This is a genomic window from Bradyrhizobium sp. URHC0002, from assembly GCF_054059515.1.
Window position 1 is genome coordinate 1,242,750 of record NZ_JBSSCF010000001.1, and the last position, 22,089, is coordinate 1,264,838.

22 protein-coding genes are annotated in these 22,089 nt (G+C 64.4%); 13 read left to right on the forward strand and 9 right to left on the reverse strand.

What is annotated here, in order from left to right:
- Window positions 1-44: 44 nt before the first annotated feature.
- Window positions 45-476 (reverse strand): hypothetical protein, encoded by a 432-nt coding sequence (locus tag ACVWVY_RS05920; RefSeq protein ID WP_456625497.1) that lies wholly within the window; start codon window positions 474-476, stop codon window positions 45-47.
- A gap of 261 nt (window positions 477-737) precedes the next feature.
- On the opposite strand from ACVWVY_RS05920, the gene rpmI reads away from it, so the two are divergent.
- From rpmI to ACVWVY_RS05945, 5 genes are all read left to right on the forward strand, one after another.
- Complete coding sequence (gene rpmI, locus ACVWVY_RS05925; RefSeq protein WP_008539890.1) at window positions 738-938, forward strand: 50S ribosomal protein L35; 201 nt, start codon at window positions 738-740, stop codon at window positions 936-938.
- A 78-nt stretch (window positions 939-1,016) separates the two neighbouring features.
- Window positions 1,017-1,376, forward strand: a complete 360-nt coding sequence (rplT, locus tag ACVWVY_RS05930) for a 50S ribosomal protein L20 (RefSeq protein WP_456625498.1) — start codon at window positions 1,017-1,019, stop codon at window positions 1,374-1,376.
- Between the two features lie 198 nt (window positions 1,377-1,574).
- Complete coding sequence (gene pheS / locus ACVWVY_RS05935; protein ID WP_456625499.1) at window positions 1,575-2,657, forward strand: phenylalanine--tRNA ligase subunit alpha; 1,083 nt, start codon at window positions 1,575-1,577, stop codon at window positions 2,655-2,657.
- Complete coding sequence (pheT, locus tag ACVWVY_RS05940; protein ID WP_456625500.1) at window positions 2,654-5,062, forward strand: phenylalanine--tRNA ligase subunit beta; 2,409 nt, start codon at window positions 2,654-2,656, stop codon at window positions 5,060-5,062. The genes pheS and pheT overlap by 4 nt, the downstream gene beginning before the upstream one ends.
- Window positions 5,059-5,829, forward strand: a complete 771-nt coding sequence (locus tag ACVWVY_RS05945; RefSeq protein WP_456625501.1) for a sulfite exporter TauE/SafE family protein — start codon at window positions 5,059-5,061, stop codon at window positions 5,827-5,829. The genes pheT and ACVWVY_RS05945 overlap by 4 nt, the downstream gene beginning before the upstream one ends.
- A 98-nt stretch (window positions 5,830-5,927) precedes the next feature.
- Here the strand turns inward: ACVWVY_RS05945 and ACVWVY_RS05950 are convergent, their stop codons facing one another.
- The gene (locus ACVWVY_RS05950; RefSeq protein ID WP_456625502.1) at window positions 5,928-6,605 is read right to left on the reverse strand and encodes a Dph6-related ATP pyrophosphatase; all 678 of its coding nucleotides are present in this window, start codon (window positions 6,603-6,605) and stop codon (window positions 5,928-5,930) included.
- Window positions 6,605-7,999: a flavin monoamine oxidase family protein gene (locus ACVWVY_RS05955; protein WP_456625503.1), complete on the reverse strand. Its 1,395-nt coding sequence runs from the start codon at window positions 7,997-7,999 to the stop codon at window positions 6,605-6,607. Before ACVWVY_RS05955 ends, ACVWVY_RS05950 begins: the two co-directional genes overlap by 1 nt.
- 189 nt (window positions 8,000-8,188) lie before the next feature.
- Here ACVWVY_RS05955 and ACVWVY_RS05960 point away from each other — a divergent pair, with 189 nt between their 5' ends.
- Window positions 8,189-9,172: a lipo-like protein gene (locus ACVWVY_RS05960; RefSeq protein ID WP_456625504.1), complete on the forward strand. Its 984-nt coding sequence runs from the start codon at window positions 8,189-8,191 to the stop codon at window positions 9,170-9,172.
- A 139-nt stretch (window positions 9,173-9,311) separates the two neighbouring features.
- Here the strand turns inward: ACVWVY_RS05960 and ACVWVY_RS05965 are convergent, their stop codons facing one another.
- The gene (locus tag ACVWVY_RS05965) at window positions 9,312-11,462 is read right to left on the reverse strand and encodes a TonB-dependent receptor (RefSeq protein WP_456632114.1); all 2,151 of its coding nucleotides are present in this window, start codon (window positions 11,460-11,462) and stop codon (window positions 9,312-9,314) included.
- A 185-nt stretch (window positions 11,463-11,647) separates the two neighbouring features.
- Between ACVWVY_RS05965 and nikR the strand changes: the two genes are divergently transcribed.
- From nikR to ACVWVY_RS05990, 5 genes are all read left to right on the forward strand, one after another.
- A complete protein-coding gene (nikR, locus tag ACVWVY_RS05970; RefSeq protein ID WP_456625505.1) occupies window positions 11,648-12,094 on the forward strand; it encodes a nickel-responsive transcriptional regulator NikR in 447 nt (148 codons plus the stop codon).
- Between the two features lie 87 nt (window positions 12,095-12,181).
- Window positions 12,182-12,835: an L-2-amino-thiazoline-4-carboxylic acid hydrolase gene (locus ACVWVY_RS05975; RefSeq protein ID WP_456625506.1), complete on the forward strand. Its 654-nt coding sequence runs from the start codon at window positions 12,182-12,184 to the stop codon at window positions 12,833-12,835.
- A 33-nt stretch (window positions 12,836-12,868) separates the two neighbouring features.
- Complete coding sequence (locus tag ACVWVY_RS05980) at window positions 12,869-13,351, forward strand: saccharopine dehydrogenase NADP-binding domain-containing protein (protein WP_456625507.1); 483 nt, start codon at window positions 12,869-12,871, stop codon at window positions 13,349-13,351.
- A complete protein-coding gene (locus ACVWVY_RS05985; protein ID WP_456625508.1) occupies window positions 13,267-13,950 on the forward strand; it encodes a hypothetical protein in 684 nt (227 codons plus the stop codon). Before ACVWVY_RS05980 ends, ACVWVY_RS05985 begins: the two co-directional genes overlap by 85 nt.
- 68 nt (window positions 13,951-14,018) lie before the next feature.
- A complete protein-coding gene (locus ACVWVY_RS05990) occupies window positions 14,019-14,237 on the forward strand; it encodes a DUF2933 domain-containing protein (RefSeq protein ID WP_456625509.1) in 219 nt (72 codons plus the stop codon).
- A gap of 26 nt (window positions 14,238-14,263) precedes the next feature.
- Here the strand turns inward: ACVWVY_RS05990 and ACVWVY_RS05995 are convergent, their stop codons facing one another.
- A complete protein-coding gene (locus ACVWVY_RS05995) occupies window positions 14,264-14,539 on the reverse strand; it encodes a metal-sensitive transcriptional regulator (RefSeq protein WP_426530364.1) in 276 nt (91 codons plus the stop codon).
- A 50-nt stretch (window positions 14,540-14,589) separates the two neighbouring features.
- Here ACVWVY_RS05995 and ACVWVY_RS06000 point away from each other — a divergent pair, with 50 nt between their 5' ends.
- Window positions 14,590-16,992, forward strand: a complete 2,403-nt coding sequence (locus ACVWVY_RS06000) for a heavy metal translocating P-type ATPase (RefSeq protein WP_456625510.1) — start codon at window positions 14,590-14,592, stop codon at window positions 16,990-16,992.
- Window positions 16,993-17,092: 100 nt separating this feature from the next.
- Here ACVWVY_RS06000 and ACVWVY_RS06005 read toward each other — a convergent pair whose 3' ends face one another.
- Window positions 17,093-18,037 carry a hydroxymethylglutaryl-CoA lyase gene (locus tag ACVWVY_RS06005; protein ID WP_456625511.1) on the reverse strand — a complete coding sequence of 315 codons (945 nt, stop codon included), beginning with the start codon at window positions 18,035-18,037 and terminating at the stop codon, window positions 17,093-17,095.
- 140 nt (window positions 18,038-18,177) lie between these two features.
- Between ACVWVY_RS06005 and ACVWVY_RS06010 the strand changes: the two genes are divergently transcribed.
- Entirely contained in the window at window positions 18,178-18,930 is a 753-nt protein-coding gene (locus tag ACVWVY_RS06010) for a sulfate transporter family protein (RefSeq protein ID WP_456625512.1), read from the forward strand.
- On the opposite strand, the gene ACVWVY_RS06015 is transcribed toward ACVWVY_RS06010, so the two are convergent.
- The 3 genes from ACVWVY_RS06015 to ACVWVY_RS06025 are packed head-to-tail and all read right to left on the reverse strand — an operon-like array spanning window position 18,927 to window position 22,050.
- Window positions 18,927-20,489, reverse strand: a complete 1,563-nt coding sequence (locus ACVWVY_RS06015; RefSeq protein WP_456625513.1) for a DHA2 family efflux MFS transporter permease subunit — start codon at window positions 20,487-20,489, stop codon at window positions 18,927-18,929. The genes ACVWVY_RS06010 and ACVWVY_RS06015 overlap by 4 nt on opposite strands.
- On the reverse strand, window positions 20,486-21,001 hold the full coding sequence (locus tag ACVWVY_RS06020) for an isoprenylcysteine carboxyl methyltransferase family protein (protein WP_456625514.1): 516 nt from the start codon (window positions 20,999-21,001) through the stop codon (window positions 20,486-20,488). The genes ACVWVY_RS06015 and ACVWVY_RS06020 overlap by 4 nt, the downstream gene beginning before the upstream one ends.
- Window positions 20,998-22,050 carry a type III polyketide synthase gene (locus tag ACVWVY_RS06025; RefSeq protein WP_456625515.1) on the reverse strand — a complete coding sequence of 351 codons (1,053 nt, stop codon included), beginning with the start codon at window positions 22,048-22,050 and terminating at the stop codon, window positions 20,998-21,000. Before ACVWVY_RS06025 ends, ACVWVY_RS06020 begins: the two co-directional genes overlap by 4 nt.
- Between the last annotated feature and the right edge of the window lie 39 nt (window positions 22,051-22,089).

Below are 22,089 nucleotides of genomic sequence, written 5' to 3' on the forward strand. Positions count from 1 at the left end.
AGCCAGGATGAAGCGAAGCGCAATCCGGGCTACGGCATCCACGCTCAATTCCGCGTGGCCTGCCAAGTGCCGCTGCAGCGGTCACCGGTGATGATGCCGTGCCATGCGCCCGCACCATAGGCGCCGGCGAGGCGGCCACCGCCACTCGCCCTGGATGCGCCGACCGAAACGTTCACCGCAACCGCCCCGGCGCGATTGACCGAACCCGAAACCCTGCCGCCGCCGGCCGACGAAACGCGGCTGCCCGTGACGGTGAAGGGGACGCTGTAGCCGGAACTGCAATTGCCCCGCGTGGTGGCGAAGACCACGTTCCAGGTGCCGTCATAGGCTCTGACGGCCTTGCCGCCCCTCGCCGCGGCCTCGGCGACATCAGGCGCGGCCATGACGGCCAGCGCGGCGAACAGGGGAAGCCAGCGCTGGGTGCGAAGGCGGGGGAACTCAGCAAAAAGGGCAATCGATCGATGAAAACGGGCCATTTGTTCATCCTCCGGACGGATGCTAATGACGTCATCCGGTAGGTAGCAGCACGGCCCTCCGCGGTTCATCATTGCCAATTGGCGCTTCCTCTGCCATAAGCCCGACCTTCATCGCCCGGCTGATCAAGGGCTGCCGTGTCGATGTCCGTGCGGGTTATCTCGGTTTTGAGAAAACCTGAGCACTTTCAACGCTCTAACGAGCATTTTAAGCCGCAAAAGCGCCCCTCCGGCGCATTTTTCTGTGGCCGATAGGAGAGCCAAATGCCCAAGCTGAAGACCAAGTCAGGCGCTAAAAAGCGCTTCAAGGTGACTGCTACCGGCAAAGTGATGCACGCCCAGCGCGGCAAGCGCCACGGCATGATCAAGCGGACGAAGAAGCAGATTCGTCAGCTCCGCGGCACCCGCGTGCTGTTCAAGACCGACGGCGACAACGTCAAGAAGTACTTCTTGCCGAACGCCTGATCGCGCTCGCGTTCACGCTCCAGCCGGCCGCGCACGCGCGGCGTTCCCTCACAGATTTAAAATTCAAGGATAGCAGTCATGTCTCGCGTCAAACGCGGTGTGACCTCTCACGCCAAGCACAAGAAAGTCTACAAGGCCGCCAAGGGTTTCCGCGGCCGCCGCAAGAACACCATCCGCACCGCCAAGGCCGCGGTCGAGAAGGCCGGCCAATATGCCTTCCGCGACCGCAAGCGCAAGAAGCGCACGTTCCGCGCGCTCTGGATCCAGCGCATCAATGCGGCCGTGCGTCCGTTCGGCATGACCTACAGCGTCTTTATCAACGGTCTGTCCAGGTCGGGCATCACGGTCGACCGCAAGGTGCTGTCGGATCTCGCCATCACCGAGCCGGCGGCGTTCCAGGCGATCGCCGAGAAGGCCAAGGCTGCGCTGGCGGCCTGAGCCGTCGCCCCTCGGTTCTTCTGCGATGTTTTGAGGTCGTCATGGCCGGGTAAAAGCGCGAAGCGCGTCTTCGCGCTGGACGTCCCGGCCATCGAACGCCTCCTTCTCGCAAACGCTGTAAGACGTGGATGCCCGGGACAAGCCCGGGCATGACGGGCTAGGAGCATCGGCTTTAGCATCCTAGTCAAAAGGATCGCCATGACCGACCTAGCTCAACTCGAATCCCACATTCTCGCTGATATTGCCGCCGCCGGCGATGAAGCGGCCCTTGAAGCCGTACGCGTCGCAGCGCTCGGCAAGAAGGGCTCGATCTCCGCGTTGCTCGCGACCCTCGGCAAGATGTCGCCGGACGAACGGAAGACGCAAGGCGCCGCGATCAATCTCGCCAAGGACAAGGTCAGCCTAGCGCTCTCCGCGCGCCGCGACATCCTGAAATCGGCGGCACTCGATGCCCGGCTTGCCTCCGAGACCATCGACGTCACGCTGCCGTTGCGCGAGGCGCCCGCGGAAGCCGGCCGTATCCATCCGCTCAGCCAGGTCTTCGAGGAGGTCAACACGATCTTCGCCGACATGGGATTTGCGATCGCCGAAGGTCCCGATATCGAGACCGACGACTACAATTTCACCAAACTGAATTTCCCCGAGGGCCATCCGGCGCGGGAGATGCACGACACCTTCTTCTTCAACCCTGGAGAAGACGGTTCGCGCATGCTGCTGCGCACGCATACGTCGCCCGTGCAAGTGCGCACGATGCTGAACCAAAAGCCGCCGATCCGCGTGGTCTGCCCGGGCCGCACCTATCGCATCGATTCCGATGCGACGCATACGCCGCAATTCCATCAGGTCGAAGGCCTCGTCATCGACAAGGGCTCACATCTCGGCCATCTCAAATGGATCCTGCACGAGTTCTGCAAGGCGTTCTTCGAGGTCGACCACATCAACATGCGGTTCCGCCCATCGTTCTTCCCGTTCACCGAGCCCTCGCTCGAAGTCGACATCCAGTGCCGGCGCGACAAGGGCGAGATCCGGTTCGGCGAAGGCGAGGACTGGCTCGAGATTCTCGGCTGCGGCATGGTGCATCCGAACGTGCTGCGCGCCTGCGGCATCGACCCTGACGTCTATCAGGGCTTTGCCTGGGGCATGGGCATCGACCGCATCGCGATGTTGAAATACGGCATCGCCGATCTGCGCCAACTGTTCGAGAACGACGTGCGCTGGCTGTCGCATTACGGCTTCAAGCCGCTCGACGTCCCGACGCTGGCGGGAGGGCTGAGCTCGTGAAATTCACCCTCTCCTGGCTGAAGGAACATCTCGACACCGACGAGCCGCTGGAAAAGCTCGCCGACAAGCTCACCATGATCGGGCTCGAGGTCGAGAACATCGAAGACAAGGCGAAGGCGCTTTCGCCGTTCTCCATCGCGCGGGTGATCTCGGCCGAGCAGCATCCGAATGCGGACCGCCTGCGGGTGTGCATGGTCGATACCGGCGACGGTGGCGCACCGGTGCAGGTGGTCTGCGGTGCGCCGAATGCGCGCGCTGGCCTCGTCAGCGTGTTCTCTCCGCCGGGCACCTTCATCCCCGGCAAGAACATCACCCTCGGCATCGGCACCATCAGGGGCGTCGAGAGCCGCGGCATGCTGTGCTCGGCCGCCGAGCTGCAGATTTCCGAGGACCATGACGGCATCATGGAGTTGCCGGCCGATGCACCGATCGGCAAGGGCTATGCCGAATGGGCCGGCCTCGGCGATCCCATGCTCGAAATCAATTTGACGCCGAACCGCCAGGACTGCACCGGCGTGCACGGCATCGCGCGCGACCTCTCCGCCGCCGACATGGGTAAGTTCATCGACCCCGGCATCAAGCCGATCAAGGGTGAATTCCCCTGCCCGGTGAAGGTGACGGTAGAGGACGCCACGCTGTGCCCGGGCTTTGCGCTGCGGCTGGTGCGCGGCGTCAAGAACGGCCCCTCCCCTGAGTGGCTGCAGAAGCGGCTGACGTCGATCGGATTGCGCCCCATCAACGCGCTGGTCGATATCACCAATTTCATGACCTACGACCGCGCCCGACCGCTGCATGTGTTCGACGCGAAGAAGGTGAACGGCAATCTCACGGTGCGCCGCGCCAAGAACGGCGAGAGCCTGCTGGCGCTGGACGGGCGCACCTACACGCTCGATCCCGCAATCTGCGTGATCGCGGACGAGCACGGCGTCGAATCGCTGGCCGGCATCATGGGCGGCGAGACGTCCGGCTGCGATGAAAACACTACCGACGTGCTGATCGAATCGGCGCTGTGGAATGAGATCAACATCGCGCAGACCGGCCGCAAGCTCGGCATCAATTCGGATGCGCGATATCGGTTCGAGCGCGGCGTCGATCCGGCCTTCATGGTGCCGGGCCTCGAGCTCGCGACGAAACTCGTCATCGAGCTCTGCGGCGGCACGCCGTCGGAAAACATCGTCGTCGGCAATGCCTTCGGCGAAGACCGCATCATCGATTTCCCGCTGAGCGAGGTCAAGCGGCTGGCGGGAATCGAAGTCTCGCTGGTCGAGATGCGGCGCATTCTCGGCCATCTCGGCTTCATGGTCGCCGGCAGCGGCCCGGTGGTGAAGGTCGCCGTCCCCTCCTGGCGCACCGATGTGCACGGCAAGGCCGATATCGTCGAGGAAGTCGTGCGGATCGTCGGCGTCGACAAGGTGCCGATGACCCCGTTCGGGCGCGGCGTCGACGCCCGCAAACCGGTGCTGACCACGATCCAGCTCCGCACCCGCCGCGCCAAGCGCGCGCTGGCGGCGCGCGGCATGGTGGAAGCCGTGACCTGGTCGTTCATTTCCAAGCCGCATGCTGAATTGTTCGGCGGCGGACAGGCCGCGTTGGCGCTCGCCAACCCGATCGCCTCCGACCTCTCCGACATGCGGCCGAGTCTGTTGCCGGGCCTGGTCGCCGCCGCGCAGGCCAACGCCAACCGCGGCTATCAGGATGTCGCGCTGTTCGAGGTCGGCCAGATCTTCAAGGGCGATAGGCCTGAGAACCAGTTCGTCGCGGCCTCCGGCGTGCGGCACGGCTTTGCATCCTCGAAGGGCATGGGCCGGCACTGGTCGGGCTCTGCCATATCAGATGCGCTCGACGCCAAGGCCGATGCATTCGCCGTGCTCGCGGCCGCCGGCGCGCCGATGCAGGCGCTGCAGATTGTGCCGGGCGGCGCAAGCTGGCTACATCCCGGGCGTTCCGGCACCATCCAGATCGGCCCGCAGAATGTGCTGGGCTATTTCGGCGAGCTGCATCCGCGCACGCTGGAAGCGCTCGGCGCCGATGGCCCCCTGGTGGCGTTCGAAGTCATCCTCGACCGCATTCCCGACGCCAAGAAGAAGCCGACCCGGGCCAAGCCGGTGCTCGACCTCTCCGCGTTCCAGCCGGTGTCACGCGACTTTGCCTTCATCGTCGATCGCGGCGTCAAGGCCGGTGACATCGTGCGATTAGCACAGAGCGTCGATAAGAAGTTGATCACGGACGTGACCGTGTTCGACGTCTACGAAGGCAAGGGCATCGATCCCGACAGGAAATCGATCGCGATCGCCGTAACGATCCAGCCGCGCGAGAAGACGCTGACCGATCAGGAGATCGACGCGGTAGCGGCGAAGATCGTGGCCGAAGTGACGAAGAAAACCGGCGGCACGCTGCGGGGATGAGCCCTCTCGGTCTCATCCCTTCCGACGTCAGCCTGAATGCCGCCCTCGCGATCTCTGCGGTCGCCTTCGTCTCGGGAACGGCGCGGGGTTTTTCCGGCTTCGGCTCGGCGCTGATCTTCATGCCGCTCGCAAGCTCGATCGCCGACCCGCGGCTGGTCGCGGCACTGCTCCTGATCATCGATTTCATCGCCGCCGCGCCTCTGTTGCCGGGCGCGTGGGAAAAGGCCGACCGCAAGGCGACCGCGGTCATGGTCACAGGCGCGCTGATCGGCGTCCCCATCGGCACCTATTTCCTGAGCCGGCTCGAACCGGTGACGACGCGCTTGATCATTTCCGCCTTCGTCTTCGCGCTGCTGTTGCTGCTGCTGTCGGGCTGGCGCTACCGCGGCAAGGACCACGCGGCGATCTCGGTCGGAATCGGCGGACTAGCCGGCTTTTGCAGCGGGCTGGCCCAGACTGGCGGCCCACCGATCGTCGGCTACTGGCTCGGCCGCCCGCTTCCGTCCGTGATTGCCCGCGCCAATATTCTGCTGTTCTTCGGCGCGTCGGATTTCTTTTCCGCCGTCAGCTACGCCGCGGTGGGACTGATCACGATGGATGCGATCAAGTTCGCAGTGGTGGTCGGTCCGATCTACGGCATCGGCGTCTGGTTCGGCGCTTCGCTGTTCGGCAAAGCCAGCGAAGCCGTATTCCGCGCGATCTGCTACGCGCTGATCGCCGCCGCCGTCATCTTCGGCCTGCCGGCGCTGGATGGCGTGCTGCGCTGACGAGTGAGCTGCGCAGGGTGGGCAAAGCGAAGCGTGCCCACCATTTCACGCGTAGCGCGTATGGTGGTGGGCACGGCGCAAGCGCGCCTTTGCCCACCCTACGGCACTGTCCCCATCACCAGATCGCAATACGCGTAACCATCACGCTCGACGCGCTCGCCTGGTGTCACCGCAAGCCGCCGCGAAAACATCGGCCCCGCCACCACGCAGGTGTGAAACTCGCCGTTCTCGCCGCAAGCGTCGACGCCTTCGGGCAGATCGGCCAGCAACCTTGCATCGAACTTTCGGCCGGCGAACTCCGCCGGCAGCTTCTGCAGATCGACGGTAGCGATATGCGCCTCCAGCCCGCTCGCGATCATCGCCTGCGCCAGCTCTGCCGTCGGCCGCTCCCACAGCGGAAACACCGGCGCGATGCCGGTGCCTGCCAGCTTCTGTTCGCGATAGGCGCGAATATCTGCGAGAAACAGATCGCCAAAGATCATGTGCGTGATGCCGCAAGCCGCGGCCTGCGCGACCGCTTCCCCCATCCGCGCCTCGTAAATCTCGTTCGGGCAGGGATAGGGAATCGGCACGATCCGCTGCGGCAAGCCGGCGGCCTCGCATTGCGCCTGCAATATCTCCTGCCGGACGCCGTGGATCGATACCCGGCCGAACGTCTCGGTCACCGTGGTCAGCGCGCCGACGACTTCGAATTCACCCGCGCGCATCACCTCGTGCAACGCGAAGGCCGAATCCTTGCCGCTCGACCAGGAGATCAGTGCTTTCGGGCGTGACATCAGTTGGTCGAGGACCCTCGCCGCCGCTGTTTCGCCGGTCGCGCCTCCGGCTCCGGATCCTTCAAGGCTCCGATCCGCCGCAACGCCGCTTCCGCCGCGCGCTCACCGCTCTCCCAGGCGCCGTCGATCGTTCCCCACAGCGTTTCATGGGTGGCCTCGCCGGCGAGATACATGCAACCGATCGGTTCGCTCAGAACCTTTCGCGACGATTGTCCGCCGGGACCGGCCGCCGACATCGCGCCTAGCGCGAACGGCGCGGCGTTCCAGCGCGTCGCGCTCGACTTCTTCACCGCGGCCGCCGCCTCGCTGCCGTACAGCTTCGTCAGCCATTCCATCGCAAACGCCACCATGGCCTTCTCGCCCTGCGCGGAAAGCTCGCGACCGAACGAGCCGGCGACGTCGATCGTGCAGAGCGACGAGCCGCCTATATTGGCTGATATCAGCGCCGTCTTGGTCGAATTGCTCTGCTCGATGACGACGTCGTCACGGGCGAGGCCGAGCGGATTGCCCGCCATCTGCAGTGCGATCCGGTCATAGCTGCCGAGGCTGAGCTTCGAGGCGGCGTCGAGCGTGCGCTTCGGAATGTCAGGTGCGAACTTGATATTGCCGGCAGCCAGCACATTGCTCGACACGGTGACCACGGCGGCACGCGCGGCGATCCTGCCCGCCGGCGTTTCCACGCTGACATCGCGGTTGCTCCAGACAATGCGATTGGCCGGTGTCGACAGCGACAGCGGCACCTGCTCGCCGAGCTTCGCGATCAGCGCGCCCAATCCCTGACGACAGCCGATCGCGATATTGCGATCCTGCGCGCGGGACTTGTCGCCGACGGAGACGTCTTTCAGATCCTTGCCCGAAAAACTGGCACCCAGCACAAACTCCACCGTGTCGGCCCAGTCGCCGAGATCCTTCGGCAGCACGGAGGCACAGGAGACGTCGAACCGCCGCGCGGCTTCATCGATGGCGCGGTTGGCGCGCACGAGGGCTGCAAGAAATTGCTCGGTCTCACCGGCACGGGCGTTGCGGCGGCCGATACGGATTTTCTGGCCCGCGGGCGCGGTCGTAATCTCGAGGCCCGCCGCACGCGCCAGCTTGATCATCGGATTGGTCTCGGGGTTGTGCATCCAGCGCGCGCCGCGGTCGAACGGCACCTCGAAGGTGGAAGCGTCGGTCTGGCAGCGGCCGCCGATCTGGCTCGCCGCCTCCACCACGATCACCTTGCGGTTCGCCGCCATGATCCGCCGCGCCGCAGCAATGCCGGCCGCACCCGCGCCGATCACGACGATGTCGGCCTCGCGCGGCAAGGGTGCTGCGCCCGCTCGCCCCCCGAAAAAAACCGGAACCGCTGCCAGACCTGCGGACGCCGACAGGAAGGTGCGGCGGGTCATTGTCATGTCATGGTTTCCGGGGCCTGAAAAAAGCGAGAACAGCTAGCGAACTGTGCCGCATCTCACGTGACGCAGCAACACTCATGGTAAATCAATCATGATTGATCCGTTTGGAGCATGAACTAAATTGAAACGGCTTGCGACCATGATAAGGAAACAAAAAAAGCGGAAGAAAACCCGCCCTAGGGGAGTTTCATGGGCGTAATGCTCGACACCATCGGCCAGTTGATTGCGGGCTACCTGCAGAAGGAAGTCCCGGGCTATGAGCCGTTCACCCCCAGCGATCCCGAGCATCTGCGCGGTGTCATCGAGCCCGGCGATGTGCTGCTGGTCGAGGGCAACAACCGCATCTCCGGCATCATCAAATACCTCACGCAATCCACCTGGTCGCACGGCGCGCTCTATGTCGGCCCGGTCGATGGCGCTTGCGAACCCGACGGCGAGCCGCATGTCCTGATCGAGGCCAATATCGGCGAAGGCGTGACCTCGGCGCCGCTGTCGAAATATTATCCCTATCACACCCGCATCTGCCGCCCGATCGGCCTGTCCTACGAGGACCGCACCACGGTGTGCCGCTACGCCATCAACCGGATCGGTTTCGGCTACGACACCAAGAATATCGTCGATCTGATGCGCTTTCTGATCCCGCTGCCGGTGCCGCAGCGCTGGCGCCGCCGCATGATCGCGTTCGGTTCCGGCGATCCCACCAAGATCATCTGCTCGGCGCTGATCGCGCAGGCGTTCGACGCCGTGCGTTACCCGATCCTGCCCAAGATCACCCGCGCCGCTTCGCGAAAGGCCCGGCGCGAGATCCTGCATATCCGCGATTCCTCGCTGTACATGCCGCGTGATTTCGACATCTCGCCCTATTTCGAAATCGTCAAACCCACCATCGTGCACGGCTTCGACTACACGGCGCTGCACTGGGCCGACAAGCAGAAGCCGCTCCCGGAGGTAGCGGGCGAATTCGGTATCTTTCCAGAGGTCAAATCGCCGCCGCTTGCTCCTGAAGAGATTGACGAAGAGGCGCCGCTTCCGGCTGAAGAAGTGACGGTTGAAGCCACGATGATCGAACGCGTCACCGTGTCGGAACATTATCTCGCCGTCGAATATGTCCCGGTTCACCGGCCGGAGCGCCGCATGAAGCCGCGCGACAAGGCGCGGGAGGTCGTGGCGTAGATACGATTCGTAGGGTGGGCAAAGCCACCGGGTCGCGCGAATGCGCGCCCGATGACAGGCTCCGCGTGCCCACCATTTCACGCCAACAACCCGGATAGATGGTGGGCACGTCGCTGCGCGCCTTTGCCCACCCTACAAGCTAAAACCTTCCCGCCAGCGTCAGCCGCACCGCCAGCGGCTCGGCCGGATGCACATGGCGGTCGGCGATGCCGCCGATCGGCTCGCCCGGCAACCGCGACAGATAGTAGTACTCGATCTGGTTGGTCCGCGCGTTGAAGAGATTGAGCACGTCGAGCTGCAACCGCAGGCCGTTGTCGAATTTGTAACCCGCCCGCGCATTGAAGATCAGCGACGCCTGCGAACGAACACTGTCGTCCTCGATCAGGGGACGCGGACCGAAATAGCGCCCCCGCAGCGCGCCGAACCAGCCGCTGTCACCGCCGAACGTCACGCCGCCGCTCGCCACCCACGCCGGCGCGCCCGGAATGAAGTTGCCGGCCGGATCGAAATCGGTGAAGCGGGCGCGGGTATAGGCGACATCGAGATCGAGCCGCATCCACGGCAGCACCTGGTACTGGTTGGTCCACTCGACGCCGACGCGCCGGCTCGGCCGGCTGGCTTCGGTCGTGCCTATGTCGCCGACGAACAGCAATTCGGAATCGAAATCCAGCACGAACAGTGCGAGCGAACTGGTGAGGCCTTCGACCGCCCTGGTGCGAATGCCGAGCTCGGCGCCCTTCGAGCGAACCAGCAGCGGCACGCGATCCTGCGGCGTCACCTTGTCGATCGGATCGACGGTGATCGTCGCGCCCCGGATATCGTTGGAGTGCAGGCCGTAGCCGGCATTGCCGTAGAATTCGGTCTTGTACCAGGGCCCCAGCACGATTCCGGCCTTGGGACTCGTCATCGACGCCTGTGCGTTTCCCGAATTCTGCGGCGTGTCGCTCAAGACCCTCCCCGCAAAATAATCCTCGCGGATGCCGACCGTGGTGCGCAGCCAGTCGGTCCAGCGCGCCGTCGTGTCGGCCCAGAGGCCGACATTGCCTTCCCGCACGCTGTCTTCGCGCACAGTCGAGAGCGTCTCGCGCTGGAAGGTCTTGAACAACCCGACACGGATGTCGTCGCCACGTGTCTGCAGCCCGACGCGGGTCTGGGTTTCAATGCCGCCGACGCGCACATCGAAGGCGTGGCTGGCATTGAGTCCATAGACCGTGCGCCGGTCCATCTGGCTGAACTGATCGCCATTGACGGGATCGTCGAGAAAACAGGTGAAATTGTTGTAGAGCCGCAGCGACGAGTTGATCACATAGGCGTTGATCTTGCTCTGCCCGTGTTCGCTCGATTGCGCCCAGTTGCTCGACAGCGAGAACCGGCTCGAGACGCCGCCATCGGTTGCATCGAGCGAGCCGAACCGGCCGATCAGTCCCTGGTCGATCGCGCGCTGCGCCACCTGGTCGGTCGAATTCCAGCCGTTGGAATAGGCCATCGCCGACAGCGTGAACCCGTCAGTGGCGGTGCCCTGGCTGTAGCGCAGCACGCCATTCAGCTTGCGCACATTGTCAGGCACGTCCCACGGACCATTGGACGCAACGCCTTCGAAGGCGGCGAGCAATGTGCCCGCGCCCACGGCCGTCGATCCCGCCGCCAGCGCGCGGCGGTAGCCAAAGCTGCCGAACGTCAGCTCGGCGATATTCTTTGGCAACTTGCTGACGTATTCGATTGCGACCGATCCGGCGGAGCCGAAGTCGCCGACGTCGGCGAAGTACGGCCCCTTTCGGACATTGACCGACTGGATCAGCTCCGGGATCATGAAATTGATATCGGCATAGCCCTGCCCGTGGCCATGGGTCGGCATGTTGACGGGCATGCCGTCGACCTTGATGGCGAGGTCGGTGCCGTGGTCGAGGTTGAAGCCACGCAGAAAATACTGGTTGGCTTTGCCTTCGCCGGAATGCTGGGTGACGATCAGCCCCGGCACCGCCTCCAACGCCTCGCCGGGGCGCGAGAAAGGCCGGGCGTTCACCTCAGCGCCGCTGATGGTCATGGCGCTGGCCGCGGTAGGTTGCATGTATGCCGGCCCTGCCGTCGCAGATCCCGACGTCACGCCGCCACTGGCCTGCGGTGGGACCGGCGCGCTCGGCTGAACCGCGGATGGATTTCGCGCGGTCTGCAGACGCCGCGGCGGCTTGGGCCGACTGCGCGGCCGCGCCTCGGGAGGATTCACCGTCACAGCGGGAAGATGGCTGGGCGTGGCGGCCGCGTCGCTCTGAGCGTCCGCTGGTGGCGCCATGACAATCAGCGATGCGGCGGCGGAAAATATCCGCCAAACAGCCTTACGCAATGCCATGCCCTCGCACGATAATTGCTACAGTCGCCGCGCGACCGCATCAGTTCAACTTAGCCCGGTATCACGCTAGCAAGCCCGGTATGATGATACAATAGAAATGTCATACCAGGCCAGGACGGAAATTTGGGATGCAACGGATCACCATCACCATCGAAGACGACCTGCTCGCCGAGATCGACGCGGCGGCGGAAGTGCGCGGCTATCAGAACCGCTCCGAGATCATCCGCGATCTCGCCCGCGCCGGGCTGCAGCAGGGCGCTGAAGATGCCACGCCTTCAGGCCAATGCGTCGCCGCGCTGGTTTATGTCTACGATCATGCCGCGCGCGATCTGTCGAAACGGCTGATACAGAATTTCCACGGCCACCACGATCTGTCGCTGGCGACGCTGCATGTCCATCTCGACGATGACTCCTGCATGGAAGTTACCGCGCTGAAGGGCGCCAGTGGCGAGGTGAAACATTTTGCCGATCACATCATCGCCGAGCGCGGTGTGCGCTACGGCCGCGTGGTGATGATCCCGACGGCATCCGACAAGAAGCCGAAAGTGCGCAAGCACGGCCATCACCACGACTGACGGCTGATCTGGATCAAACTGCCCGCCTCCCGCCCGAGATAGCTTTCTGAGCCGCAAATTCCTGCGCTTCGTTCGGAGGAGGGCAACATGGCGCTTACCGAGGTTGGCTCCGTAAAGCCGCGAACAACCAACCCCCCTGCTCATTTCGATCTGCGGAAGATTACCACGCCGATTTTGCTGCATTTGCTACGCGGCAAGGTCCGCTTCCCTTGGCTATTCCTCGTGAAGTGCAAACTAACGGTCAACCGGTTCCGGAAAACCATTGATCCGCGCTTTCCCGCCGAATTGGTCGACATGTCTGCGCTGCTGCTGTGGGTCTACATCAATTTGAAGGAGAAGCTCGGCCAGAAGCCGGCGTTTGAGATCATGCGCGTTGCGATCCTGACCGGGGGTATTGCGCAGTGGAATTTCGCCTATCGCGCCACGGAGGAAGAGCGCACGTTCCAGAACCTCTGCGATGAAGAGATCGTCGTCAATCAGAGCGGGCCCACACGCTGGAACACCCTGGAAGTAGTGGAGCGGACGGAGCGGCGATTTGAAATCAGGATCACGCGGTGCCTCTATCACGAACTCACGACCGCGATGGGAGTCCCTGAACTCACGCCGGTCATCTGCCAGATCGATAATGCCGCCTTCAATTCGTATCTCCCGGATCAGGTCATCTTCACGCGCGACGGCCCCGGGCATCGGATCGCGGACGGCGCGAGGCAATGCACTTTCAAGTGGGACTTCATCGGATGATCTGGACGGCCCGAAACCTGATGGAGTCGCGGCTTGCATAATCGGGATATTCTGATTGCCGGCGGTTACGGCGTCGTTGGGCGGCGCATCGCGGCCGAGCTCGGGCCGGACTATCCGGGCCGCGTCCTTGTCGCAGGCCGCCGTCAGGCGCTGGCCGGCGAGGCCGCAGCCGCGATCGGTCATGGCGCGCGTGGACGAAGCATCGACGTCACCGTGCCGTCATCAATTGCCGCAGCGCTGGAGGGTGTTGCCGTCGTGGTGAGTTGCATCGATCAGCCGGGCCGACCATTGCTCCGGACCGCGATCGAGCGCGGGCTGCGGTATACCGACATAACGCCGCACCTGACCGAACTTGGGCGCCGCGCCGGGTATAAAACGATTGATGCCGCCGCACGCGCATCCGGAGCCCGGCTGGTGCTGGGCACGGACTCGTGCCCGGCATCTCGAATGTCATCGTGCGAGCGCTCGCCGATACGCTCGGCGGTGTCGATGAGATCGAGACGTCGCTGCTGCTGAATGCTGGAGATGTCAGCGGCCCCGCGTCGTTCGACTATTTTCTCCAGGAACTGGAGATGCCCTTCGATATCCACGTGGACGGGAAGGACCACACGGTAGGCGCGTTCAGCGCGCCCCGTCTGGTCGAATACCCCCCGCCGGCTGGCGCCCGGCTCTCATACCTGTTTCCGTTTTCGGATCAGGTTCTTTATCCCAGCACCCTGGGCGTCAGGACGGCCGTCACCAGGCTGGCGATCGAACCCGGGTGGCTATCGAAGGCACTGTCCGTCGTTGCACACACCGGCATCTCGCACCTCCTCGCGAGCAGAGCGATCCGCCGTGCCATCGTGCGGCAGCGCAAGGCAGCGCCTTCGGACAAGGGCGCGCCTTTCGCGCTCCGCGTCGATGTCAGGCGCGGCCAGAATTCGCGGCATGCAACGTTGTTCGGTCAAACTCAGGCAGACGCCGCCGCCGCGGGAGCCGCTGGCGTGGCGCGTGCGCTGATCGAGGGAGAAATCAAGGAGCCCGGCGCCTGGATGCCCGAGCAGGTGATCAATCCCGGCCCGTTCCTGTCGCGGCTCGCGACGCGTGGACTGAAGGTCGAATGGTCCGTCACTTGATCTGGCTCAAATCAGCTCGAGCGCCGCAAGGTATTCAGGTGAGCGCAAACCGATAATTGGAAAAGCCCATGCATGCGCTCAATGGTTTTCTCGGCTCCAGGTCGGGGTTGGCTGTAACGCTTGTGGTGGCCGCACTTGGCGTCTACTTGCTGGCGACGCATACGGGTCACGCCCTTGCCGCGCTGCCCTATTTGCTGCTGCTTGCATGTCCGTTGATGCATCTTTTCGGACATCGCCATCATTCCGGTCACGGATCGGAGACAAGCCGATCCACTGAACCTCGTTGACGCGTCAACATGAAATGCCGCCGATGCTACCTGTCGGAGCGGCCGATCACGGCCATCAGCTCGGCGATTTTCTCGCGCTGATCCGCCTTGTTGCCGCTGGTGATCGCGTGTTCGACGCAATGCGACACGTGATCCTTCAAAACCTCTTCTTCGACGCGTCGCAGCGCGGCCCGCACCGCCGAGATCTGGGTGACGATGTCGATGCAGTAACGGTCCTCGTCGACCATTTTTGAGAGGCCGCGGACCTGACCCTCGATCCGGCTGAGACGTTTTTGACAGGATGCCTTGATGTCTTTTCGCATGGGGCCTATATACCCCTACAGGGTATAGGTTACAAGCGCCGGAGCGAGTGATGAACAAGAATGAAAACGCCGACCGAAACGGCGCGCCAAAGGGTGCCTGCTGCGGCGGCCACAGCCACGCAGGGCAAGACCACGCCAGTCACAGCCATTCCGACCACGCCGCTGCAACCGTTCGCGATCCCGTCTGCGGGATGAGCGTCGACCCCGCGACCAGCAAGCATCGCTTCGACTATCGCGGCGAGACCTTTCATTTCTGCTCGGCCGGCTGCCGCACCAAATTCGCCGCCGACCCCGTCTCCTATCTGGAAAAGGACAGCAAGCCGAAAGCCGCGGTGCCGGAAGGCGCGATCTACACCTGCCCGATGCATCCGGAGATCCGCCAGGTCGGCCCCGGAAGCTGCCCGATCTGCGGCATGGCGCTGGAGCCGGAGGTTGCGAGCCTCGATGCGCCGCCCAATCCGGAACTCGCCGACATGACGCGCCGCTTCTGGGTCGGCTTTGTGCTCGCACTGCCGGCGGTCGTCCTCGAAATGGGTGGCCATCTCGTCGGCGGCCATGGCTGGATCGATCAGACGCTGTCGAACTGGATCCAGTTCGCTTTCGCGACGCCCGTCGTGCTGTGGTCCGGCTGGCCATTCTTCGTGCGCGGCTGGCAATCGCTCGTCACGCGCAATCTCAACATGTTCACGCTGATCGCGATGGGCACCGGCGTAGCCTATGTCTACAGCGTCATCGGCACCGTCGCGCCCGGGAGCTTCCCGGCCACCTTCCGCGGCCATGGCGGTGCGGTTGCGGTCTATTTCGAAGCGGCCGCCGTCATCACCGTGCTCGTGCTGCTCGGCCAGGTGCTCGAGCTTCGCGCGCGCGAGGCGACCTCAGGCGCGATCAAGGCCCTGCTCCAGCTCGCACCGAAAACCGCGCGCCGGATCGGCGACGATGGCGCCGATCACGAGGTGGAAATCGACGCGCTGGTCGTCGGCGATCATCTGCGGGTGCGGCCGGGCGAAAAGGTGCCGGTCGACGGCGTCATCCTCGAAGGCCGTTCCTCGCTCGATGAATCGCTGGTGACCGGCGAATCCATGCCCGTCACCAAGGAGCCCGGCAGCAAGGTCATTGCGGGCACGCTCAATCAATCCGGCGGATTCGTGATGCGCGCCGACAAGGTCGGGCGCGACACGCTGCTGTCCCAGATCGTCAAGATGGTGGCGGACGCGCAGCGCTCGCGGGCGCCGATCCAGCGGCTGGCCGATCAGGTTTCCGGCTGGTTCGTGCCGATCGTTATCGTCGTCGCGCTGATCGCGTTTGGCGCCTGGGCCTGGTTTGGACCCGAACCGCGCATGGCATTCGGCCTGGTCGCGGCCGTCAGCGTCCTCATCATCGCCTGCCCCTGTGCGCTCGGCCTTGCCACGCCGATGTCGATCATGGTGGGCGTCGGGCGCGGCGCGCAGGCCGGCGTGCTGATCAAGAACGCCGAAGCGCTGGAGCGCATGGAGAAGGTCGACACGCTGGTGGTCGACAAGACGGGCACGCTGACCGAGGGCAAGCCGAAGGTGGTTGCAATCGTTCCGGCCTCGGGATTCGCGGAGACTGAAATTCTGCGGCTGGCTGCGACCGTCGAGCGGGCGAGCGAACACCCGCTGGCCGACGCCATCGTGCGATCGGCCAAGGAGCGCAATCTCGATCTCGGCAAGGTGGAAGAGTTCGACTCGCCGACCGGCAAAGGCGCCACTGGCAAGGTCGACGGGAGGACCGTCGTTCTCGGCAACACGAATTTCCTGCAGTCGCTCGGCATCGAGGCCCGATCCCTGAACGACGAGGGCGAGCGTCTGCGCGGGGACGGCGCAACCGTCATCAACATTGCGATCGACGGCAAGCTCGCAGGGCTATTCGCCATTGCCGATCCCGTGAAGGCGTCAACGCCGGCTGCGCTGAAGGCATTGGCGGCCGAAGGCATCAAGGTCATCATGCTCACGGGCGACAACCGGACCACGGCGAACGCCGTCGCGCGCAGCCTTGGAATTGCCGACGTCGAAGCGGAGGTGCTGCCCGATCAGAAGAGCGCGGTCGTCGCAAAACTGCAGAAGGCCGGACGGATCGTCGCGATGGCCGGCGACGGCGTCAACGACGCGCCGGCGCTCGCGGCCGCCGAAGTCGGCATCGCCATGGGAACTGGCACCGACGTCGCGATGGAAAGCGCTGGAGTCACGCTGTTGAAGGGGGATCTGGTCGGCATCGTCCGTGCGCGCCGGCTCTCGCAGGCGACCATGAGCAACATCCGGCAGAACCTGTTCTTCGCCTTCATCTACAACGCCGCCGGCATCCCGATCGCCGCGGGCATCCTCTATCCTGCGTTCGGGGTACTGCTGTCGCCGATCATCGCTGCGGCCGCGATGGCGCTGTCGTCGGTGAGCGTCGTCGGCAACGCGTTGCGGCTGCGGATGACGAGATTGTAATTAAGGTCGTCATGCCCGGGCTTGTCCCGGGCATCCACGACTTTGCTTCTGTATCAAGAACGTGGATGGCCGGGATAAGCCCGGCCATGACGGAGAGAAATCACGCTGCCTTCGCGCTCCCGCCCGGCAAGCCTGCGCGCGCCAGTCCGCCATACAGCGCCTCGCCGGGCATCTCCGATTTCAATATCGAGCGCACCGCGATCAGTTTCTCGATATCGATGCCCGTCTTGAATCCCTTGCTCTCGCAGAGAAACACGAGGTCCTCGAACACCACGTTCCCGGTCGCGCCCGGTGCGAACGGGCAGCCGCCGAGGCCGCCGAGCGACCCGTCGAGCACCCGAGCGCCGGCATCGAGCGCCGCGGAGGCGTTAGCGATGCCCATGCCCCTTGTATCGTGCAGGTGAATGCAGATCGGCTTTGAGCCTGCGATCTTCACGGCAGCCGCGGTCAATTCGCCGACCTGCTTCGGCCCGGCATAACCGACGGTGTCGGCAATCGCGACCATGTCGACGCCGGCCTCGAACAGCTTTTCCGTCAGCAGCAAGACTTCCGCAGGATTCACGGCCCCCACGATCGAGCAGCCCAGCGCCATCGAGATCGCGGAGTTCACCACCGGTTTGTGCGCGCTGGCGTCGCGCAGTTCGCAGAGCCGCCTGACGTTGGCAATCGCCGACTCGCGCGAGCGGTTGGCATTGGCCTGGCTGTGCTCTTCCGTGGCCGAGACCACCGTCGCCACCTCGGCGACGCCGGAAGCCAGCGCCTCGTTGACCCCGCGCTCGTTCAGCGTCAGCGCGATGCCGTAGGCGCCGGGCAGCGAGGCCACGGTCCCGATGATGCCGCGCACGTCGGCGAATTGCGGAAAGTTCTTTGCCGGCAGGAACGAGCCGACCTCGAAGTGCCGCACGCCCGCGGCATACTCGTCGCGGATCCAGCGCTGCTTGGCTTCCGTGGACGGAAATGCCTTCACGAGCTGGAGGCCGTCGCGCAGGCCGACCTCGCGCAGGATGATTTTGCTGTCGGGATAGAGTTCCTGAACGCGGGTCATGGCAACCTCTTTTTTTGGCGGCAGTCTTGTTTCCCCGGGGGGCCGGCAGGCGCTTGTCGAAGCCCTTGTCGAAACCCTTGTCGAAACCCTTGGCGGTATCTACCTCTCGCGAGGGCTTTTTCACAAGAGGCAGAACCGCCATGTTGGACGCCGCCGTCAAGGCGATTTCGCAGATCCTGTCGCCGCCGATGCGCACCATCCTGTGGCGCTCGATCGGGTTGGCGCTGGTGCTGATCACGGTGCTGGCCATCGGCTTGCAGCGGCTGTTGAGCTGGTTTGCCGTGTCAGGCGAAGTCTGGGCCGAGGCGATGCTGGGGCCGGGCTTCCACACGACGCTCAACATCCTTGCCTGGATCATCTCGATCGCGGCCGGGCTCGGTGTCGTGCTCGGCGGCATTTTCCTGATGCCGGCGGTCACCTCGCTGATTGCGAGCGTATTCGTCGACGACGTCGCCGAGCATGTCGAGCGCGAGCATTATCCGGCGGAGCGACCCGGCGACGCGCTGCCGCTCGGCGTCGCGATCCCCGAGGGCATCAAGACGGCGCTGCTGACGATCCTGGTCTATCTGATCGCGCTGCCATTCGTGCTGTTCGCAGGCGCGGGCTTTCTGATCTTCTTCATCGCCACCGCCTGGCTGCTCGGCCGCGAATATTTCCAACTCGCGGCGATGCGCTTCCGCTCGCCCGCGGAAGCCAAGGCGATGCGCAAGGATAATGCCGCCACCGTGTTCACCGCGGGCCTGTTCATCGCGGCCTTCGTCTCGATCCCGATCGTCAACCTGGCGACGCCGGTGTTCGGCATGGCCTTCATGGTCCACATGCACAAGCGGCTGTCGGGTCCGCGGCCCGAGCTGATCGAGCCGGCGCGGCGGACCGGCGTTCCCACCATCTAACTATCTTTTGGATCCACCCTGTCGCGCGCAAACGGAACCAGCAGCACACCCGCAATCGCCACGCAGGCGAGCATCAACCAGGCTTCGTTGACACAGAGCGCCAGCGATGCCTTCTCGACCATCGGCCGCACGAACGCGACGGCGGCGGCGTCGGGCGGACCCGGCGGCCGGTTGGCGAGCAGCGCCGGATCGAGTCCGATCGCCTTCGCCGCGCTGACGTCTCCCGCCAGCAGGCGGACGCGAAAATCCTCGGCATACATTGCGACGCGGCCATACAGGATCGTGTCGATCAGCGCGATGCCGATGGCGCCGCCGAGATTTCGCATCAGGTTGAACAGCCCGCTGGCGTCGGCGACTTCACTTTCGGGCAGCGCGCCCAGGGCGATGCGCGTCGGCGGCAACAAACAAAACATGATTGCGACACCGCGGACGATCTGCGGCCAGAACATCTCGTCGAAATCGGCGGTGCGCGGCTGAAAGGCACTCAAGCCGAGCCCCAGCGCGAACAGGGCGAAACCGGCACCGGTAAGCGCCCGCGCGCCGATCCGGCTTTCCAGGATTGCGGCGATGGGGGCGGCAATGAGTTGCGCGATGCCGGTCACCAGCATGATGGTGCCGATCTCGAAGGCATCGTGACGACGCACGAAGGCGAGGAAGACCGGCATCAGATAGACCGAGCCGAACAGACCGACGCCAAGACAAAAGCTCAACGCGCAGCCGACCGCAAACGAACGCCGCCGCAGTGTAACAAGCCGCACCACCGGATGCCCGGCGCCCAGGCTGCGATGAACAAAAGTGCCCAGGCCGACCGCGCTTCCCGCCAGCAAGGCCATGCAGGTTGGTGACAACCACCCATGATGAGGCGCTTCCTTCAACCCGATCTCAAGGGCCACCAGGGCCGCGGCCAGCAGCACGAGCGAGCCGCTGTCCAGTTTCGCAAGCTCAGCGAAATCCGTATCCTGGCGCGGCAGCAGGAACGGCGTTACCGAGGTCACGACCAGCCCGGGGATGACGTTGATCAGGAAAAGCCATGGCCATGACCACGTCTCCGTGATCCAGCCACCGACCACCGGACCAACCGTCGGCGCCAGCACCGCGACGACCCCACCGATCGTGGTGGCGACGGCGTGAAGCCTGTGTGGAAACAGCAGGAATACCGCGGTGAAGACCGCAGGGATCAGCACGCCGCCGGCAAATCCCTGCAGCACGCGGAATACAAGCAGCACGGCAAAGCCACCACTGTAGGCGCAGCCGATCGATGCAAGGGTAAAGAGCGCCACCGCTGAGGCGACCAGCCACCGCAAGGTCAGGACGCGCGTGAACAGGCCGGTCAGGGGAATCGCGACCACCTCCGCGATCAGATAGGCGGTCTGGACCCAGCTCATCGCATCGGGGGAAATCGCAAGCGCGTGCTGGATAGCCGGCAACGACGTCGCCACCACCTGAATGTCGAGGATCGCCATGAACATGCCAAGGCACATCAGTAGGAAGGCGGCCCAGGTTCCGATCGAAGGCGTGACGACCGGGGCGCCGGACGGGGGCTCCTGCCGATTACTCATTGGGCTCGGCGTGCGAGCCGGCCGCCGGTCGAGGAAAGCGCGTGGGCTTCGATACGAATCCGAATTGCGAGCACCGCGGCGTTGAGCACGGTAAAAATCAGCGCCAACAGGGGTAGATGCAGCGCAAGCGGAAGCAGCGCGATCTCTCCGACGACGACCGCATAGTTGGGATGCGCAAGATATCTGTAGGGCCCCGACACAACCAGCGGCTCACCTGGCAGCACGATGATGCGCGTGGTCCATCGCGGTCCCAGCGTGGCAAGGATCCACAGCCGCAAGCCCTGCAGCACAATGAAGCCCGCAAGCGCCGGGAGAATGACGTCCTGATCGCGGCCCCAGATCCACAGGGCGATCAGCCACGCCGCATGGACCGACACCACCAGCGGATAGTGATTGGCGCCGACCTCGACCGCACCGCGCGCCAGCAGCCGACTTGTGTTGTAGCGAGACAGAACGAGTTCACCCAATCGCTGCAGCGTGACCAGCAGGAGAATGGTTGACGCCAGGCTCACGCGGCGTGCCGCAACGCGACGCAGCTTGCGGTGAAGCCGGGACCGAGCGCGGTCAGCAGCGAGCGCGCCGGCAACCCTCGCTCAATGGCAAGTTCCAGCACGAAAAGAACGGTCGGCGCCGACATGTTGCCGTAGTCGGCGATGACCTCGCGCTCGTGATCGAGCGTACCCTGATCCAGCGATAGCGCGCGCTCGAGCGCGGCAATCACTTTCGTCCCGCCGGGATGACAGATGAAGCGATCGACATCGCCGGCAGAAAGTTTCATCCGGGAGAGCATTTCGATCACAGCGGGACCGAAATGTTCGGCAACGAAATCGGGAATCGTGCGCTGGAAGATAACGCCGAATCCTTCGGGATCGACGCTCCAGCCCATGATGTCGAGCGTGTCGGGCCACAGCTTTTCGCCTGTCGCCTCGATCCGGGTCGCGCCGCCGTCACCGGCGCGAAGAATAATGGCCGCCGCACCGTCGCCGAACAGGCTGGCGGCGACGATATTGGCCTTGGTCAATTCATCGTGGCGCACCGCAAGCGTGCAGAGTTCGAGCGCGACCAGCAGCACGTTTGTACCGGGCCGCGCCTGCGCCAGGCGCGACGCGATCGACAGTCCCGACACGCCACCGGCGCACCCCAGACCGAAAACCGGCACGCGCGACACGTCAGTACGCAAGCCGAGCTTGCCGGCGACGCGCGCCTCCAGCGTCGGCGTCGCGATGCCGGTCGAACATACCGTGACGACGGTGTCGATATCGCCAGCCGAGAGATCGGCACGCGCGATGGCCTTGCGCGCGACGTCGACGAACAGGGATTCCGCGCCTTCAAGGAAAGCCTGTGTCCGCTCCGGCCAGCCGCGCCGTTCGAGATACCATTCGATGGGTTTGACCCCATAGCGATGGCGGATGCCGGTATTGGCAAACAGGCTCGAAAGCGTCTCGAACTGCGGGTAACGATCCGCGAGCAGGTCGTGCGCGGCCTGGAGGATTTGCTTCTGATGGAATTGATATGGCGGAATCGAAGTCGCCAGCGAAACCAGCGCGGCCGTGTGGTTCATATCGCTGTCCCCGCCTTCGGTGCTCCAACATGTGAGAAC